The sequence below is a fragment of the Paraburkholderia bengalensis genome (assembly GCF_037126505.1).
Classification (GTDB): Bacteria; Pseudomonadota; Gammaproteobacteria; order Burkholderiales; family Burkholderiaceae; genus Paraburkholderia; species Paraburkholderia bengalensis.
Genome location: NZ_JACFYJ010000043.1, coordinates 53,761 through 69,544, shown reverse-complemented (window position 1 = coordinate 69,544; position 15,784 = coordinate 53,761). Strand labels below are relative to the sequence as shown.

The 15,784-nt window shown below is 64.5% G+C and carries 15 protein-coding genes; 3 read left to right on the top strand and 12 right to left on the bottom strand.

Annotation, left to right across the window (positions count from 1 at the left end; all coding sequences use genetic code 11):
- The 5 genes from H3V53_RS23840 to H3V53_RS23820 form a co-directional block, all read right to left on the bottom strand.
- The coding region (locus tag H3V53_RS23840) for a DnaJ domain-containing protein (RefSeq protein WP_336600058.1) at positions 1-353 on the bottom strand (353 nt) is incomplete at its 3' end.
- Between the two features lie 218 nt (positions 354-571).
- Complete coding sequence (locus tag H3V53_RS23835) at positions 572-1,570, bottom strand: O-fucosyltransferase family protein (protein ID WP_336600057.1); 999 nt, start codon at positions 1,568-1,570, stop codon at positions 572-574.
- Positions 1,571-2,023: 453 nt separating this feature from the next.
- Complete coding sequence (locus H3V53_RS23830) at positions 2,024-2,224, bottom strand: hypothetical protein (protein WP_419539563.1); 201 nt, start codon at positions 2,222-2,224, stop codon at positions 2,024-2,026.
- A gap of 202 nt (positions 2,225-2,426) precedes the next feature.
- On the bottom strand, positions 2,427-3,461 hold the full coding sequence (pstS, locus tag H3V53_RS23825) for a phosphate ABC transporter substrate-binding protein PstS (RefSeq protein WP_336600055.1): 1,035 nt from the start codon (positions 3,459-3,461) through the stop codon (positions 2,427-2,429).
- 352 nt (positions 3,462-3,813) lie between these two features.
- The gene (locus H3V53_RS23820; RefSeq protein ID WP_336600054.1) at positions 3,814-5,298 is read right to left on the bottom strand and encodes an aminotransferase-like domain-containing protein; all 1,485 of its coding nucleotides are present in this window, start codon (positions 5,296-5,298) and stop codon (positions 3,814-3,816) included.
- A 218-nt stretch (positions 5,299-5,516) separates the two neighbouring features.
- On the opposite strand from H3V53_RS23820, the gene H3V53_RS23815 reads away from it, so the two are divergent.
- A complete protein-coding gene (locus H3V53_RS23815) occupies positions 5,517-5,858 on the top strand; it encodes a hypothetical protein (protein WP_336600053.1) in 342 nt (113 codons plus the stop codon).
- Positions 5,859-5,900: 42 nt separating this feature from the next.
- On the opposite strand, the gene dinB is transcribed toward H3V53_RS23815, so the two are convergent.
- From dinB to H3V53_RS23785, 6 genes are all read right to left on the bottom strand, one after another.
- Positions 5,901-7,055 carry a DNA polymerase IV gene (gene dinB / locus H3V53_RS23810; RefSeq protein ID WP_336600052.1) on the bottom strand — a complete coding sequence of 385 codons (1,155 nt, stop codon included), beginning with the start codon at positions 7,053-7,055 and terminating at the stop codon, positions 5,901-5,903.
- A gap of 98 nt (positions 7,056-7,153) precedes the next feature.
- A complete protein-coding gene (locus tag H3V53_RS23805; RefSeq protein WP_336600051.1) occupies positions 7,154-7,465 on the bottom strand; it encodes a hypothetical protein in 312 nt (103 codons plus the stop codon).
- The gene (locus H3V53_RS23800) at positions 7,462-7,671 is read right to left on the bottom strand and encodes a hypothetical protein (RefSeq protein ID WP_336600059.1); all 210 of its coding nucleotides are present in this window, start codon (positions 7,669-7,671) and stop codon (positions 7,462-7,464) included. Before H3V53_RS23800 ends, H3V53_RS23805 begins: the two co-directional genes overlap by 4 nt.
- Before the next feature lie 177 nt (positions 7,672-7,848).
- Positions 7,849-9,033, bottom strand: a complete 1,185-nt coding sequence (locus H3V53_RS23795; RefSeq protein ID WP_336600050.1) for a porin — start codon at positions 9,031-9,033, stop codon at positions 7,849-7,851.
- 60 nt (positions 9,034-9,093) lie between these two features.
- Positions 9,094-11,517, bottom strand: coding sequence for a glycoside hydrolase family 31 protein (locus tag H3V53_RS23790; RefSeq protein WP_336600049.1), 2,424 nt, complete (start codon positions 11,515-11,517; stop codon positions 9,094-9,096).
- 22 nt (positions 11,518-11,539) lie between these two features.
- Positions 11,540-12,835, bottom strand: coding sequence for an MFS transporter (locus tag H3V53_RS23785; protein WP_336600048.1), 1,296 nt, complete (start codon positions 12,833-12,835; stop codon positions 11,540-11,542).
- A gap of 403 nt (positions 12,836-13,238) precedes the next feature.
- Between H3V53_RS23785 and H3V53_RS23780 the strand changes: the two genes are divergently transcribed.
- Positions 13,239-14,144 carry a 2-hydroxy-3-oxopropionate reductase gene (locus H3V53_RS23780; protein WP_336600047.1) on the top strand — a complete coding sequence of 302 codons (906 nt, stop codon included), beginning with the start codon at positions 13,239-13,241 and terminating at the stop codon, positions 14,142-14,144.
- Between the two features lie 329 nt (positions 14,145-14,473).
- Here the strand turns inward: H3V53_RS23780 and H3V53_RS23775 are convergent, their stop codons facing one another.
- Positions 14,474-14,644 carry a hypothetical protein gene (locus H3V53_RS23775; protein ID WP_336600046.1) on the bottom strand — a complete coding sequence of 57 codons (171 nt, stop codon included), beginning with the start codon at positions 14,642-14,644 and terminating at the stop codon, positions 14,474-14,476.
- Positions 14,645-14,898: 254 nt separating this feature from the next.
- Here H3V53_RS23775 and H3V53_RS23770 point away from each other — a divergent pair, with 254 nt between their 5' ends.
- Positions 14,899-15,654 carry a glutathione S-transferase family protein gene (locus tag H3V53_RS23770; RefSeq protein ID WP_336600045.1) on the top strand — a complete coding sequence of 252 codons (756 nt, stop codon included), beginning with the start codon at positions 14,899-14,901 and terminating at the stop codon, positions 15,652-15,654.
- Positions 15,655-15,784 lie beyond the last annotated feature (130 nt).

Below are 15,784 nucleotides of genomic sequence, written 5' to 3'. Positions count from 1 at the left end.
CGCGGACGCGGCGGCGGCTCGCGGCGCGCCTGCGCGGCCGCCTGAGCATTGGCCTGCGCGCCCGAAGCGGGAGAAGCGGAAGACGACGCCGAAGCAGCGGGACGCGACGGCGCGGCGGCGGCGGCTTCGCGTTCCTTGCGCGCGAGCCACTCGTCGTGTTCCTTGCGTTGCGCGGGGTCGCTCAGGACCGCATAGGACGCGTTAATGATTTTCATCACCCGCTCGGCATCGGGATCATCGATCCGCCGGTCAGGATGATATTTCTGACTCAAGGTCTTGTAGGCCGCGCGGATCACCTCTTGAGGCGCGTCGCGCGAAACCTTCAGATTGTCGTAATGGCTGTGAATCTTCACGCCCTTCCCCGATCGCCGTGCTGGTATTTTCTGATAATTCTACGCGAGCAAAACACGCACCGTCCGCCAACAAGTCGAACGCCTGCGTTCGAAACGCCGTTTGGTCCAGGCCGATTTTTTCGGCGGATGCGCCGCCGGGTTTCGCCGCCGGGTTTCGCCGCTGGTTCTTGCCGCCGGGCTGCGCCGCAAGGCGCTTCATGCAGCGCGGCACCTGCTTTTCAGGCGGTTCTCCGGTCCCGCACCCGCGCTGCCGCCGATTCTCCCTCTTCGTGACGCCGTTGCTGCTCGATCCAGATTTCGCTGTCGGGAAACCAGAACGCGCTTTGCAATGGCGGCACGGCCAGCCTGACGGGCAACGATGGACTGAATATCTTCGACCACGCCGACAGATACGACGGCGTCTTGACGAGATACCCGCAGCTTGCGAGCAGCAGGCTCGCGACGAGCGCCTCGCGCCCGATCGCGAGTCCCGGATGTCCGCTGAAATGCACGGGCGTGTCGCCCGTCGACAGCAGGCGCGCGGGCGCGACGCTGACGGGCACGGCGAACGCGCGCTTGACGAAGAAATCGAGGAACGCCTGTTCGTCGCTCGACACGAAGAGGTTCGTCAGCTGCGGCTGCTCGGCGAGCGTCCTGTCGATCAGGCTGCAAAAGTCTTCCCAGCCGATCGTGTGTGCTTCGAGCTTCTTGTCGGTACCGCGAAAATGCACCCCGAGCGTGGCCGCGCCGATGCCCAGCCGCGCACGGATCGCCTCCACTTCCGCGCGGATCGGCGCAGCGGGCTGGTAGTGCGCGTGGAACAGCGCGCTCGAGCGCTTCAGTTCGAGCCGCGGCTCGTAGCGCCGGCGAAACCCGAGTCCGCCGAGATCGTGCACGACCGACGTGCGCAGCCGCATGCTCGCGCCCGGCCGCTGCGACGTATCGACGGTGTCGAAAAAAGTCGAAAACCAGTCGACCTTGCCTTCCGCATCGCCGTAAATCCCGCCGCGCGCGGAAATGAGCGGCGTCAGGCGCCGTTCCTCGCAATACATCAGGATGAACAGCACCATCTGCATCACGGAGAAAAAGCCCGAATGCGCGCGAATCTCAATGGCGAAATAGCCGCGGTTCAACCGTTGTTGCGCGTGCAGCGAGATACGGCCCGGCGTGCTGATGGAATTCTTGAAGCGTTCGCTGCGCCGGATATGTCTCGCAATGTCGATCAGCTTGTTCAACATGCCACGTCTCTCTCACTCTCCGGGCAGCGCTCCCGGTAAGGCGTTTGTTATCGACGTATCCGGCTCGTGGCGGCGAGGCGCGCATCATACGGTGCCTGTCCTGCGCGACTCGCTTGTTATCCCGGCCGAATGGCGGGCGTAATGCAAATTCGGCCAGCCAGTAGACGTATTGCGTCATGCGCCATCTTATCGGGCAGAAGTGCAACGGTCGAGGCATCGCGCGACGGCAATGTGCGGCATCAAACACAGCCTATCGGGCGCGCTAATCGTATGAATTTAAAGGGGTTTTTGCGAACATGCAGGAACTTCACCGAAATCAGGGCGAAAACACGCGCAACCGTGCGTTGCGCGCGTTCTGCCACACAATGGGCGGCCTGGACGCGAGTGCTCAAGAGCGTTTTGCCGGATGCTCGCATCGGCTGGCGAATGCGCGCACAGGGTCGGCGGGCGGGATCAACCTTTCATGTCGACCCAGATGCGGCCCCAGGCGGTCGCGTACCTGAGCGCCTGCTCGCCGTCGTAGAAGAAGTCGAGTGCGTGGAAAGTTCGCGGCGGCAGACCCGGCTTTTCGATGATCAGGTCAGCGGTGTGCAGGCCATCGTCGGTCACTGCAGCACTGGCTTGCAGGCGATAGCCTCGGTGTGTCGTCAGCATGGGAATAGTCATTGATACCAACAATCTGGCTTCAAGGGAGATAGCGGGCGGCGCCCCCGCGCCCCCATACGGCAGGCTCCGCGCATCCCGCCGGTCTCACGCTTGCTCTCAGGCCAGAACTCGCATTATCGCGAGGCGTCGTTACTGTTCAGTGACGGCCGGCATTTTTTGCACGCCGGCCGTTTTTGTGCATTTTTTCTGATCAATCGGCGAGCGGCTTGCCCGAAGCGTCCTTGACCTTCGCCTTCCATTGCGCGCGGATTGCCGACACGACGGCATCCGGCAGCGGGATGTAGTCGAGTTCCTGCGCGTCCTGGGTGCCGTTCCTGAATGCCCAGTCGAAGAACTTGAGCGTCTCCTTGCCGCGCTCCGGCTTGTCCTGAGACGAATGCAGGAGCACGAACGTCGCGCCGACGACGGGCCACGCGTCCTTGCCCGGCTCGTTGGTCAGGATCTGATAGAACGACTTCGACCACTCGGCGCCCGCCGCGGCCGCCTTGAACGTATCTGTCTTCGGCTCGACGACGGCGCCCGCCGAGTTCTTCAGCGACGTGTAGTTCATCTTGTTCTGCTTCGCGTACGCCCATTCGACATAGCCGATCGCGCCCGGCAGCCGCTGCACGAACGCCGCGACGCCGTCGTTGCCCTTGCCGCCTGTGCCCGTCGGCCAGTTGACGGTCGTGCCTTCGCCGGCCTTGCTCTTCCAGTCCGGGCTGACCTGCGACAGATAGTGCGTCCAGATGAAGCTCGTGCCCGATCCGTCGGCGCGGCGCACGACGGCAATGTCGGTATCGGGTAGCTTCATGCCCGGATTGAGCGCGGCAATCGCCGTGTCGTTCCACTTCTTGATCTTGCCGAGAAAGATGTCGCCGAGCACGGGGCCCGATAGCACCAGCCCGCCCGGCTTCACGCCCGGCAGATTGACGACGGGAACCACGCCGCCGACGACGGTCGGAAACTGGAACAGGCCGTCCTTCGCCAGGTCCTCGTCTTTGAGCGGCGCATCCGAGCCCGCGAAGTCGACTGTCCTCGCGATGATCTGCTTGATGCCGCCCGACGAGCCGATGCCCTGGTAGTTGACGCGGCCGCCGCCCGTCTTCTGATACGCGTCGGCCCATTTGGTGTAGATCGGCGCTGCAAAGGTGCTGCCTGCGCCCGTGATGTCGGCTGCCTGCGCGAGCGAACCGGACAGCGCGCCGGCCATCAGCCCCGCCGCTGTGAACATTGCGAATCTCATGGTCCGCCTCCTGTGTTCGACCAGAGCGGACGTTCGCGCGCCCGACGCCGGTCCATGCAAGTGGATTGCTGAAAGCTTTCGATGGGTGCGTTTCGAAATTAGACGTGCTTTGTGACAATGCGGTGACGAATGACACAGTGCTGCCGGCATCGGCGCGCAGACGAGTTCGCGCGCCTGATGCAGCGCGTGTGGCCGTGCAGCTGCGTGTCGCCGAGAGGCTGGCTTGGCTGCGAGACTGCATGGCCGGGACGCCGAATGGCTGAGAGGCCGAGTAGCCGAGAGACTGCATGACTGACTGGCCGCGAGGCTGAATGGCGGAAGGGCTGAGAGGCTGCGGCGTTGCGAGGCCGTATCAGGCAGATCGACCGAGTTCCGCGGCCAGCGTGCCGAGTTGGCGAAGCGCCGTGTCGATGCGGTAGTCGAACGGCGCGGGACAGCTCAGACGGATGAACGAGCGAAACCGGTCCGAGTTCGAAAAAATCGATCCGGGTGCAAGGCGAATGCCGTGCGGCAACGCGGCCTCGAACAGCGCATCCGACGACGCGCCCTCGGGCAGCGCCACCCACAGCAGCAGTCCGCCCGGCGGCAAGCTGAGCCGCGTGCCGGCCGGAAAATACCGGCCGATGGCGTCGGCGCTCGCCTCGCGCTGTGTGCGCAGCTTCTCGCGCAACTGGTGCAGATGCCGGTCGTATGCGCCCGAGCCGATGAATTCGGCCGCGACGAGTTGCGCGAGCGATTCGTTGTGACGCGTCTGCGCGAACTTCAGCAGCCGCACCCGCGCCTGCCAGCGCCCCGACGCCATCCACCCGAGCCGCATCCCCGGCGCCAGCACCTTGTTCAGCGACGCGCAATAGATCACGCCGCCGTCGCGGTCCCATGCTTTCAGCGGCCGCGCCGGCTCGGACGACTCGACCAGCTCGCGATAGGGCTCGTCCTCGATCAGCGCAACGCCGCGGCGCGCGCACAGCTGCACCAGTTCGGCCTTGCGCGCGTCGGGCATGACGCAGCCGAGCGGATTCTGCAGATTCGGCACGACGACGAGCGCCTTGAGGTCCGGACACGCGGTCGACGCGATGTCGAGGGCCTCGAGCGACAGCCCCGTGGTCGGGCTGGTGGGAATTTCGAGCGCACGCAGGCCGAGGCTTTCGAGAATCTGCAGCAGCCCAAAAAACGCGGGCGATTCGACCGCGATGGTGTCGCCCGGCTGGGCGACGGCGCGCAGCGCGAGGTTCACCGCCTCGACGCCGCCGCTCGTCACGAGGACATCGTCGGGCGCGACGCTCACGCCCGATGACAACGCGCGCTTTGCCACCGCCTGCCGCAACTCGATCGCGCCACCGTCTTCGCCGACTTCCGTCAACAAGGTCGGCCGACGGCGCAGGATGCGCGACGCCAGCGCCTGCAGCCGTTGCGTGGGGTACAGCATGGCGTCGGCCGTTGCGCCACCCAGATTGAGCGCGTCGGGAAACGCCTGCGCCCGCTCGATCACCCGCGAAATGCGCTCATGCAAGCCGACATAGCGCGCCGGCTCGGCCAGCGACGGAATCTCGGGCTCGGCGACGTTCGCGAGCCGCGACGCCGGCGCGCGGCGCACGAAGTAACCGGCGCGCGGCCGCGCCTGGAGCCAGCCCGCGTCCTCCAGACTGCGGAACACCTGGATCGCTGTCGACAGACTCACGCGGTGCTGGCTCATCAGCGCGCGCACCGACGGCATCCGGTCGCCGGGCGCGAGCGTCCCCGCCGCGATCACGCGGCGATAGTGGTCGGCCAGGCGTTCATAGAGCGGCGAGCCAGTTTCGGGCAGCGCGACGGGCGGCGGTTCGTTCAGCGGATTCATCGTTGTCATCGTGCCTGCAGCACGAGGGGTTGGCCAGATACAGACGGCGGCAATTCGGACGGAAACAGCACGAGAAATGGGATCGCTGTATCGGTACAGATTCTAAAGCGGTGAGTCTGTTGCGCTCGGGGCGCTGTCTCTACGCTGTCGACATGGAGCCCGTTGCTGCCGACGCCGGCGGGCCCGCCCCCAGGAACTGCCTCTCGCGTGAGCCCACCATGAATGTCTTCGAGCAACGATACGCCCCCGGCCAGATTCACGCCGCCTGGTTCAAACGCGGCAGCGCCATCGCCGTACTCGACGGCTCGCTTCGACTGACTTACCGCGACGCATCGCTGGACTGGCTGCTCGATGCGCCCAGGGTTTGCGTCGTGCTCTGCGAAGGCGAGCGTCATGTATTTCCCTACGAGGCGTGGGTCGAAGCCGTCGCGACGGGGCAGCGTGCCGCGAGCGCGCAAATCGATTTAAGACCGCAGCGGCGCACCATCGCCGCACATGTCAGACGTTGGCTGGCTTCTTCCGTCGCACGGCTTGGCGGCATGCGATTCCGACGAAGCTGAGCGCGGACGCGCCGCGCACGATCGCTGCCGGACGGGTGGAACTCACGCCGTAAAAGGCAGTTCGGCCTGCACAGGGAGCGGCGGCGCCTGCTCGCTCGCCAGCGATAGCCCGCTCACGCGCACGCCGAGCAGCCGCAGCTTGCGCGTCAGCGAGACACGTTTCAGGCATTCGGTGGCGGCGCGCCGGATCGACGCGGCATCCGACGTGGCGATGGGAAGCGTCAGATCACGCGTGACGGTGGAAAAATCGTCGAAGCGCAGCTTGATGCCGATTGTGTGCCCGACGTAGCCCTTGCGCTGCAGGTCTTCCGCGACGCGCACGCACAGGCGTGTGAACGATTCGGACAGCGCGGGCCGGTCGTGGCGCGGATGCAGATCGCGCTCGAACGTTGTCTCGCGGCTCATCGATTTCGGCTCCGACTCGACGACCACGGGACGTTCGTCGATGCCTTGCGCCACCTGCGTCAGCCACGTCGCGTATTTGAGGCCGAAATTGGCCTGCAGCAGGTCCGGCGCCGCTTGCGCCAGATCGCCGACGGTATGGATGCCGAGCGCGGCGAGGCGCTCGCTCGCCTTGGGACCGATGCCGTTGATCTTGCGCGCGGCGAGCGGCCAGATGCGCGACGGAATGTCGGCGGGCGTGAGGATGGTCAGGCCGTCCGGCTTGTCGAGTTCGGAGCCGATCTTCGCGAGCAGCTTGTTCGGTGCGACGCAAATGGAGCACGTGAGACCCGTTGCGCTGCGAACGGCCTGCTTGATGCGTGAGCCGATGTCGGCGGGGTCCCCGGGTATGTCGGTGAGGTCGATGTAGATTTCGTCGATGCCGCGATCTTCGATGCGTGTGGTGAACCTGGCCACTTCGGCCTTGAAGAGACGCGAGTAGTGACGGTACGAGTCGAAGTCGGTCGGCAGCAGGATCGCGTCCGGCGCAAGCTGGGCGGCCTTCATCATGCCCATGGCCGAAAACACGCCAAACGCGCGCGCCTCGTAGGTTGATGTCGTGACCACGCCGCGCCCCGCGTAGTTCTTCAGTCGCGCAAAGCGGCGCGTGCCGTCGGCCAGAGTTTGCGGCGCGGCGTCACGCCCTCCGCCGATCACGACGGGCTGGCCCCTCAGTTCCGGATAGCGCAGCAGTTCGACGGACGCGTAAAACGCGTCCATGTCGAGGTGCGCGATACGGCGGGCGATGACACTCATGTTGCGTGATGCGGAGAAGAATGGGTTGCGGCAGTGTAGCAAGTTACCCGCGCACCTCATGGCAAATGCCCTGAACCGCCACCATCGCCGCCCGCCCGTCAAACGCGAAAAACGTTGCCGTCCGGGCCGATCTTGCGCGGAATGCTGCGATTGGCCGACCGTTTCGACGACGCTACGGACGGCGCGACGGACGGCGTGCGCTGATCCGCCTGCGCATGCCCAGGCTCGGTGACTTTCCGTGCAAGCCGCGGGGCTGCCGGTGCCGGCGAGCGCGGATGCGCAGGCTTTTGCGCGGCTGAATGACCGCGTGCTTCGGGTGGATTCCAGACTTCAATGTACTTTTCGGCGTGCGCCGCTGAAGTCAACGCCAGCGCGATCAGCAACCCGGCTAACAGATGGCCCGCTTTCATTGCCCGCTCTCCCCGCCCGTCACGGACGAGCACGCCGTGCCGACCGACCCGCCGTTCTCACGCGCATAGAACGTGGGCTCGCCCGCCTTGCCGCGCCGGATCGCCTCGTCGATCTCCCGCTCGCCGAACGCCGATTTCAGGTTCGCGACAAACGCCGCGATCTCCGGCATCGGATGACCGGCCGGTTGATGCACACGCATATCCATGACAGACGTTCCTCTTCAGTCGCACGCCACTACTGTATATTCATACAGGTTTTTGTGCAATCGGCACGTGACAGTGTTTGGAATGGGCGCACACGATTCGATATGAAACCGGGCGGCCGCGTTACCGCGCCGCCCGGCTATGCGCGCGCCGCTTTTGCACGGCCGTGGCACGCGCGGTCAGAAGGCGTGACGGATGCCGACCATGCCGACGAACTGCGACGGTCCGGACGAAGGTGTTGTGTTCTGCGAATCGCCGACGACCGCGACGGCATCGTGGATCGCCACGCCCGAACCCGACGCAATCAGCGACTTGCCGCGCGCCAGTTGATACGCCTGGAGCGCGTAGAGCGTCGTGCGCTTCGACAGGTTGTAGGTTTGCTCGAGCGAAATCTGGTGGTACTGCGCCGGATCATCGATGCCGTTCGCCTTGGCCGCGCGCGTGTAGCTGTAGCCGATGCCGGCGATCAGAGCAGGCGTGAAGCGGTAAGTCGCGATTGCGCCGTACGTGTTGAACACGGCCTCGCTCGCGAACAGCGAGTGCGAGCCCGGCGCGTACTGCACGTTCGAGTAGTTCACGCCGACCATCAGGTTGTTGACCGTATAGCGCGCGGCCGCCGCGACCAGCTGCGCACTGGTCGCACTCGCGTAGCCGTTGTTGACGGGCGAATTGATCGCGAAGCTGCCGAGCGACTGACTCGTCGTGATGTTCTTCAACTTCACATAGCCCACCGCGGCCGAAAACGCCTGGTAGTCGTAGCGAAGCGCGGTGCTCAAGTTACTGCCGTTCGCGACGCTGCCCGGCACGCCGGCAAGTCCGTACTGGGCGGCAAACGAAAGACCCGCGATGGTCGGCGACGCATAGGTGACCGAGTTGTTGAAGCGCAGCGTCGTATCGAGCGCGTCGAGGTCGCCCGGGTGCGCGCCCGTTGCGCCCGTCAACACGCCCGTTGGTCCGAGCGCGCCAACCATGCTGAAGTACGGCGTGTACTGGCGCCCGAGCGTCAGCGTGCCGTAGGTGTCGTTGCTGAAGCCAACATACGCTTGCCGGTTGAACATGACGCCCGCGCTGCTTTGCGCACCCGTCAGCGAATTGAATCCACTCTCGAGCCGGAAGATCGCCTTCGTGCCGCCGCCGAGTTCCTCGGCGCCCAGCAAGCCGAATTTGCTCGCCTGCAGGTTGCCCTGGCTCATGTAGAAGTTCGCGTGTCCTTTCTGATTGCTGGCATAGGTGAATGCGTTATCGACGACGCCATACAGCGTGACGCTGCTTTGCGCCCACGCGCCCGTCGGTAGCGCCGCGCCCGCGAGCGGCAGGCATGAGAGTGCCACTGCACGCATGCGCGTGCCTTTCAGATTGTTCATTGCTTGTGAGTCCCCTGCGTGGAATGGCGGCCCGCGGGCCGCCGTGGTCGTGTGTTCTGTTCAACGCGCGAGGCGCAGCGTCAGACGGCGCCAGCCGTTTTCGATGTCGTCGCCGATGATGTCGCCTGTGGTGCACGTCGCGGTGCGTGTGTCCGACGCCGGCACGCTGAGCTGCACGTCGCGCTGCTCGAAGGGCATCTGCCCTTCGCGTTCCACTGAGATGCGCAGCGTGTTCGCGTCGCTGGCGATCGTGAGGTTCCACCGCCCTTGCGCGCCGTCGCGCCACGCTTGCGTTTCGCCGTCGTCTTCGACGCAACTGCCCTGCGCCGTGCCGATGCCCGCGAACGGCAGCGCGATGAACGCCCGCTCGTCGGCGGGCCGTGCGAAGTGCTGCCCGGCGATGTTCAACGGCATCACGCTGCCTTCGCGCAGCAGCATGACGGGCTGTTCGAACGGCGCGGGCAACGTAACGATTTCGCCGCCCTCGAAGACTTCGCCAGTCCAGTACGACGTCCAGCGCGCGCCCGACGGCAAATACACGTCGCGTTCGCGTTGGCCCGGCTCGACCACGGGCGCCACCAGCAGCGACGCGCCCAGCATCATGTCGTCGCCATCGGCGAGGCAGCGCGGATCATTCGGGAATTCAGCGAACATCGGGCGCAACACGGGCTCATAAGCGCGGTGCGATTGCCACAGCAGTTCGTACAGGTAAGGAATGAGCCGATAGCGCAGCTTGATCAGACCGGCGATCTGGCTGGTCGCTTCCGGGTACATCCACGGTTCGTTGACGGTGCCGTCGTCGTTCCACGAATGGATGCTGAAACGCGGCAGGAAAATGCCGAATCCGACCCAGCGCAGCAGCAGTTCCGACGCGGGCGCCGGGCCTGAAAATCCGCCGATGTCGTGGCCGCTGTTCGACACGCCCGACATCGCGAGGCCGAGACCCATTTTCAGGTTGTAACGCAGCGTTTCCCACGACGTGTAGTTGTCGCCGGACCACGTCTGCACATAACGATGCATGCCGACGCCGCCCGAGCGCGACACGAGAAACGGCCGCGTGTTCGGCGCGTGTTCGCGTTGCGCGTCGCGCGACGCGCGCATCATCAATTGCGTCTGCAGCACCTTCGCCTGATGCGCGGGGAACGGCTCGCCGAAGCCTTGCGCGATCGCATCGGGCGTCCAGATTTCGAACTCGTTGTTGTCGTTCCACGTCGACGCGATGCCGTAGCGCAGCAGGCTGTCCTTCACGCGCGCTTTCCACCAGTCGATCGTCGCGCGGTTTGTGAAGTCGAGATACGCGCCGACTTCGTCCCAGAACTGCACCCATGCCGGCTCGCCGTCGCGCGATTCGATCAGCAGGCCGGATTTCGCGGCTTCGTCGAAGGCGGGGTGATCCTGCAGCAGACACGGCTTGATGTTCGCGCACAGCTTCACGCCCTCGCGCAGATAGCGCTGCACGAAGCCCTCGATGTCAGGAAACTTCTCGTGATTCCAGTTGAAGACGTAGCGCTTCGGGCCGATCGACGTATAGCCCGAAGAAAGATGAAACGAATCGCACAGCACGTCGTGTTCGCGGCAGCGCTCGATGAATTCGCCCATCCGGCGTTGCGCGTCGGGCGCATCGGTGTAGCTCATCGTCGAGCCGGAATAGCCGAGGCCCCATTTGGGCATCAGCGCGGGCCGCCCCGTCAGCCACGTGAAGCGGCGCACCGCGTTGAGCGGCGTGTGCGGTGACGCGATGAAGTAATAGTCCAGATCGCCATGCTCGGCGACGAAATGCCGATAGTGCCCGTGATAGTTGTCGAGCTCGCGGCCCATGTCGAAGCGGCAGTCGGCGAGCGTGTCGTAGAACAGGCCGAAGCCCGTCGATGTCTGCGGCTGCCACGTCACGTAGAACGGGATGTGCTTGTAAAGCGGGTCCGTGGTGCGCGCGCTGTAACCCATCGCGTCGATGTTGCGCATCTCGTAGCTCTGGTTCGCGCGGTCCAGCGCGCCCGCGCGCTCGCCGAGGCCCACATACATCTCGCCGCGCTGACGCTCGATGTAGTGATAGACGCGCTCGTCCCACCAGCCGAAGTTGTATGCCTGCGTCTTGCGATCGTTCATCACGTGCTGCCAGCCGCCGTCGCGCGCGATGTCCCACGCGCAGAAGCCGCCATCCAGCGCCACCGTCAAACGCACTTGCGCGGTTTCGACGACGAGCTTGTCGGCATCGCCCGTCGCGCTGAACGCCACTGGCGCAAAGCCGCTGACGTCGCGGCGGTCGCGGCCTTCGAGCGGCACGTCTTCGACGCCGGGCGCAATCGACCAGCTGCGCGGACCGCGCAATTCGCCCGTGGGCAGCACCAGAACGCGGATGATGTCTTGCGCGAGCACGAATAGCTCGATGCGCGCGCCGTCGGCGGCGGACAGGACGATGGGGTTGCCGCTTTGCGCCACCGCGTGCGAGAGGGCAAAGCGCGGTCGATTTTTCAACGTAGCCATGATGTGTTCCAGGTGAGTCAGTTCAGGCCGGGCTGCCCGCGCCGTTTTCGACGCGTTGCAGACGGGCGTCGCGCGACACGCCGCGCATCAGGATCACGAGCAGCACCGCGCCGATCAGGTCGAACGCGCCGAGCGCGCCGAACAGCGGCGCGTAGCCGATCTTGTCGGCGAGCGCGCCGACCATCAGCGAAAAACCCAGCCCGCCGATCCACGCCGCCATGCCCGCAAAACCCGCCGCCGTGCCGACTTCGCCGGGTTCGAAGACATCGGCGGCGAGCGTGTTGACGAGCGCCGAGATCATCTGGTGCGCGAAGCCGCCCACGCAGAACAACGCGATAGCCTGATACGGCGAGGCAACCAGGCCGATACACGCCGGGCCGATCATCATGAACGCGCCGAGCACGACACCCGCGATGCGCGACCAGATCAGCGGCACGCGCAGGCGTTTCATCAGGAACGGCGACAGGTAGCCGCCAAACAGACCGCCGAGGTCCGCGGCGAGAAACGGCAGCCACGCGAACAGCGCAATCTGCTTCAGGTCCATGTGGCGTTCGGTGGCGAGATAGAGAGGAATCCAGAAGCTGAACGTCTGCCAGGCGGGTTCGGCGAAAAAGCGCGCCTGCGCGATTGCCCAGAAGCGCCGCGTGCCGAGGACTTCGCGGATGCGGCGCTTGTCCTGTGCATACGCGGCGGGCGGCGTCTGCCCTTCGACGATGGTCGCGCGCTCCGCTTCACCGATCCGCTTGTGATCGGCGGGCGCGCGATAAAACGCATACCACAGCGCGGCCCACACGAAACCGAGCGCGCCCGTCACGGCAAACGCGCTCTGCCAGCCGTAGCGCAGCGACAGGAACACGACCAGCGGCGGCGCGAGCAGCGAGCCGAGCGAGGTGCCCGCGTTGAAATAGCCGACGGCCACCGATTTTTCGCGATTCGGAAACCATTCGGCCACGACTTTCATGCCGGCAGGAATCGCCACGGCTTCCGACAGCCCCATCAGCCCGCGCAAGGCGGCGAGCGACAGCCAGCCGCTCGCGAGACCGTGCAGCATGCCCGTCGCCGACCACAGGCACGCGAACAGCGCAAAACCGAGGCGCAGCCCGATCAGGTCGATGATCAGGCCGCAGACCGGCTGCATGATCGTGTAGCCGATCTGAAACGCGCCGACCACATACGAGTACTGCTGCGTGTTCATGTGCAGCAACGTCTTCAGCTCGGGCGCCATGACACCGAGCGCGTTGCGCGACAGGTAATTGACGATGGTTCCAAGGCACACGAGCGCGATGATCCACCAGCGCAGGCCAATGATTGTTCTCAAGTCCGTCTCCCTTCTTCTACGGCCGGGTCTGAGGCTGCCCGGCGTCGGCGCCGATCAATGCGCGAATTCGAACATTCGAGCGACATTTATCGTCTGTCATCGTATCACCAGCGAACTTGCAGAATACCAGGGAAAACCATGTAAGACGTATGCCGAAGTGTCGGAAAGCCGTGTCAGCCGGTCATTTTGCCGAATTCACCCTGCAACTGTGCGGATAGAAAATGCTTGGCGCCCCATGTTCATTCGAACATCAGACTGTTCTCTTTTTCGCTCGATCGAAAATGAGACGACTCACTCGCGCATAAGAATCCCTATGCTCGGAGGCCACTCGTCTTAGGCTTTTTGCCCGGTGCTGTTTAAGCTGAAAGCGCACATCACCCGACAAACGAATGTGGAGAACCTCATGTCTCAGACACTCAAGGCTGGCTTTATCGGACTCGGCATCATGGGCCGTCCGATGGCGGCGAATCTTCGCAAGCATGGCGTCGACCTCGCCGCCTTCACGCGCAGCGGCGTGCCCGACGAGTTGACGCAAGCAGGCGTCACGGCCTGCAGCAGCCCCGCCGACGTCGCGTCCAAAGCCGATGTGATCTTCGTCATGGTCCCGGATACGCCCGACGTCGAACGCGTGCTGTTCGGCGAAAACGGCGTGGCGAACGCGCTGCGCGCGGGGCAGATCGTCGTCGATATGAGCTCGATCTCGCCGATGGCCACGCGCGAGTTCGCCGCGCGCGTGCGCGAGAAAGGCGCGGATTATCTCGATGCGCCCGTGTCGGGCGGCGAAGTGGGCGCGAAGGCGGCGTCTTTGACGATCATGGTGGGCGGCGCGCAAGCCACGTTCGACCAGGTCAAGCCGCTGTTCGACATGATGGGCAAGAACGTCTCGTTGATCGGCGAAGTCGGCGCAGGCCAGATCTGCAAGGTCGCCAACCAGGTGATCGTCGCCGCGACCATCGAAGCCGTCGGCGAGGCGCTGCTGCTGGCGTCGAAGGCAGGCGTCGACGCGGAAAAGGTCCGCACGGCGCTGATGGGCGGCTTCGCGTCGTCACGCATTCTCGAAGTGCACGGCGAGCGCATGACCAAACGCACGTTCGACCCGGGCTTTCGGATCGAACTGCATCAGAAGGATCTGAATCTCGCACTTGCGACAGCGCAGGCGCTCGCCGTGCCGCTGCCCGCCACGTCGACCTGTCAGACGCTCTTCAACGCGTGCGCGGCGCACAGCGGCAAGGCGTGGGATCACTCGGCTATGGTTCGCGCGCTCGAAATCATGGCGAATCACGAGATCGGCCAGACACCGAAAGCATGAGCGGGGCATCGGCCAGCAAGTGCGTGTATTGATGAGATATGTCGTCGTACAAGTAAGAAGCACAGTCTGCCTTCGCTCAACACCATTACTTTCTTTTACCTTTCTATTTTCTTTCGATTAGACTAGCGCCACCATCCAAACATCGTGGAGCGCTATATGGGGAATCTCGGGGGATTCATGCAGGGAGCTGTCGCACTGGGCGGCTGCATCGGACTGTTTACGACGATTGTCTGTATCGTCGAGTTTTTTGCCGGCTGAATTTGCCGGGTTCAGGCGCCGGAGACCACGTCACCTGGAGAGCCGTCGCACGTCGACGGCTCTTCGCTTTTTCAGTCCTGCTCGACGACCTGCGCTTCTTCGATCGTCGACGCCCTCACCCGCTCGGCGAAACTTTGCAGCGCCGCCAGCGAGCCGTGCACGCTGTGATATTCCTGCCGTCCGATCCGTGCTTCGAGCACGACCGTCATACCTGCTTGCCGCGCTACGTCGAGGATGTCCATCTCAATCTCCGAAATCCGTCTGATTCCTCAATGGCCTGGCACCATGAAAACCGGCACCGCTTGATGACCATTCTATGAATTCGGCGTCAAGCATCAATCGTATGCGCGAGGAATCTATGTTTGGCTGAGAACAACAATCGCGGCTCGACGCTGGCACGAAAGTTAACCCTCGCCGCGTCCGGCTGGTCGCGGGTACGATGCCTGTTGCCGCAACCGCGCCACACGCGGCGCAACGGGCGGACGAGGACCCAGCCATGATCGTCTACAAATTCGGAGATGGCGCAGGCACGATGGCGCCGGACATCAGTCCATTCGTCGTCAAGCTCGAAACCTGGCTAAGAATGTCGGGCATTCCGTACGAAGGACGTATCGGCAATCTCAATGCGATGCCGAAGAAAAAGCTGCCCGTTGCGGAGATCGACGGCGTGAGAGTCTGCGATTCGTCGGCCATCATCGACTATCTGCAGCGCCGGCATCCGCAGGCGCTCAACGACGCGCGGCTCGACGCCGTGAAACGCGCGCAATCGGCGGCGATCAAGGCGCTGCTGGAAACTCATCTGTACTTCGTGATCGTGTATTTCCGCTGGGCCGTCGACGGCAACATGGCGATCTACAAGCCGGTCATGAGCGGATACGCGCGCCTCGTCGCGCCACCGCCTGCGCGGCCGCTGATGGGCGCCCTCACGCCGCTCGTATTGCCGCTGGTGCGCCGCAAGGTGCTGCGCCAGGCGTGGGAGCAAGGCACGGGGCGGCACAGCTTCGATGAAGTCGCGCAGATGGGCATCGACGGATGGCAGGCCGTCGTCGATCTGCTCGGCGCCCAGCCGTTTCTGTTCGGCGACGAACCCACCACGATCGACGCAACGTGCTTTGCGTGGATTCACACGACGATCGCGCATCCTTTTGAAAGTCCGGTGCGCGATTTCATCGCGAAGCAGCCCACGCTGAGCGCGTATCACGAACGGATCGCGCGGCGATACTGGCCCGACCTGCTGCGGCCGGCGGTTTAAGCGGCAGATCAAGCGGCGGATCAAGCGGCGCGTCAGGCGGCTCAAGCGCCTGACGCGGTTGAAAAGCGGTTGACACCGCCGCCCCCCGCTCGCATGAGCGCCTTGGCGCGCGAGCCCGTCGGCGTCACCG

Bases quoted from the DNA above. Each gene is read 5' to 3' on its own strand.
- H3V53_RS23830 (WP_419539563.1), bottom strand. From the start codon at position 2,224: ATGCTGACGACACACCGAGGCTATCGCCTGCAAGCCAGTGCTGCAGTG.
- H3V53_RS23800 (WP_336600059.1), bottom strand. From the start codon at position 7,671: ATGGATATGCGTGTGCATCAACCGGCCGGTCATCCGATGCCGGAGATC.
- dinB (WP_336600052.1), bottom strand. From the start codon at position 7,055: ATGAGTGTCATCGCCCGCCGTATCGCGCACCTCGACATGGACGCGTTT.
- pstS (WP_336600055.1), bottom strand. From the start codon at position 3,461: ATGAGATTCGCAATGTTCACAGCGGCGGGGCTGATGGCCGGCGCGCTG.
- H3V53_RS23805 (WP_336600051.1), bottom strand. From the start codon at position 7,465: ATGAAAGCGGGCCATCTGTTAGCCGGGTTGCTGATCGCGCTGGCGTTG.
- H3V53_RS23780 (WP_336600047.1), top strand. From the start codon at position 13,239: ATGTCTCAGACACTCAAGGCTGGCTTTATCGGACTCGGCATCATGGGC.
- H3V53_RS23820 (WP_336600054.1), bottom strand. From the start codon at position 5,298: ATGAATCCGCTGAACGAACCGCCGCCCGTCGCGCTGCCCGAAACTGGC.
- H3V53_RS23835 (WP_336600057.1), bottom strand. From the start codon at position 1,570: ATGTTGAACAAGCTGATCGACATTGCGAGACATATCCGGCGCAGCGAA.
- H3V53_RS23795 (WP_336600050.1), bottom strand. From the start codon at position 9,033: ATGAACAATCTGAAAGGCACGCGCATGCGTGCAGTGGCACTCTCATGC.
- H3V53_RS23815 (WP_336600053.1), top strand. From the start codon at position 5,517: ATGAATGTCTTCGAGCAACGATACGCCCCCGGCCAGATTCACGCCGCC.
- H3V53_RS23770 (WP_336600045.1), top strand. From the start codon at position 14,899: ATGATCGTCTACAAATTCGGAGATGGCGCAGGCACGATGGCGCCGGAC.
- H3V53_RS23790 (WP_336600049.1), bottom strand. From the start codon at position 11,517: ATGGCTACGTTGAAAAATCGACCGCGCTTTGCCCTCTCGCACGCGGTG.
- H3V53_RS23775 (WP_336600046.1), bottom strand. From the start codon at position 14,644: ATGGACATCCTCGACGTAGCGCGGCAAGCAGGTATGACGGTCGTGCTC.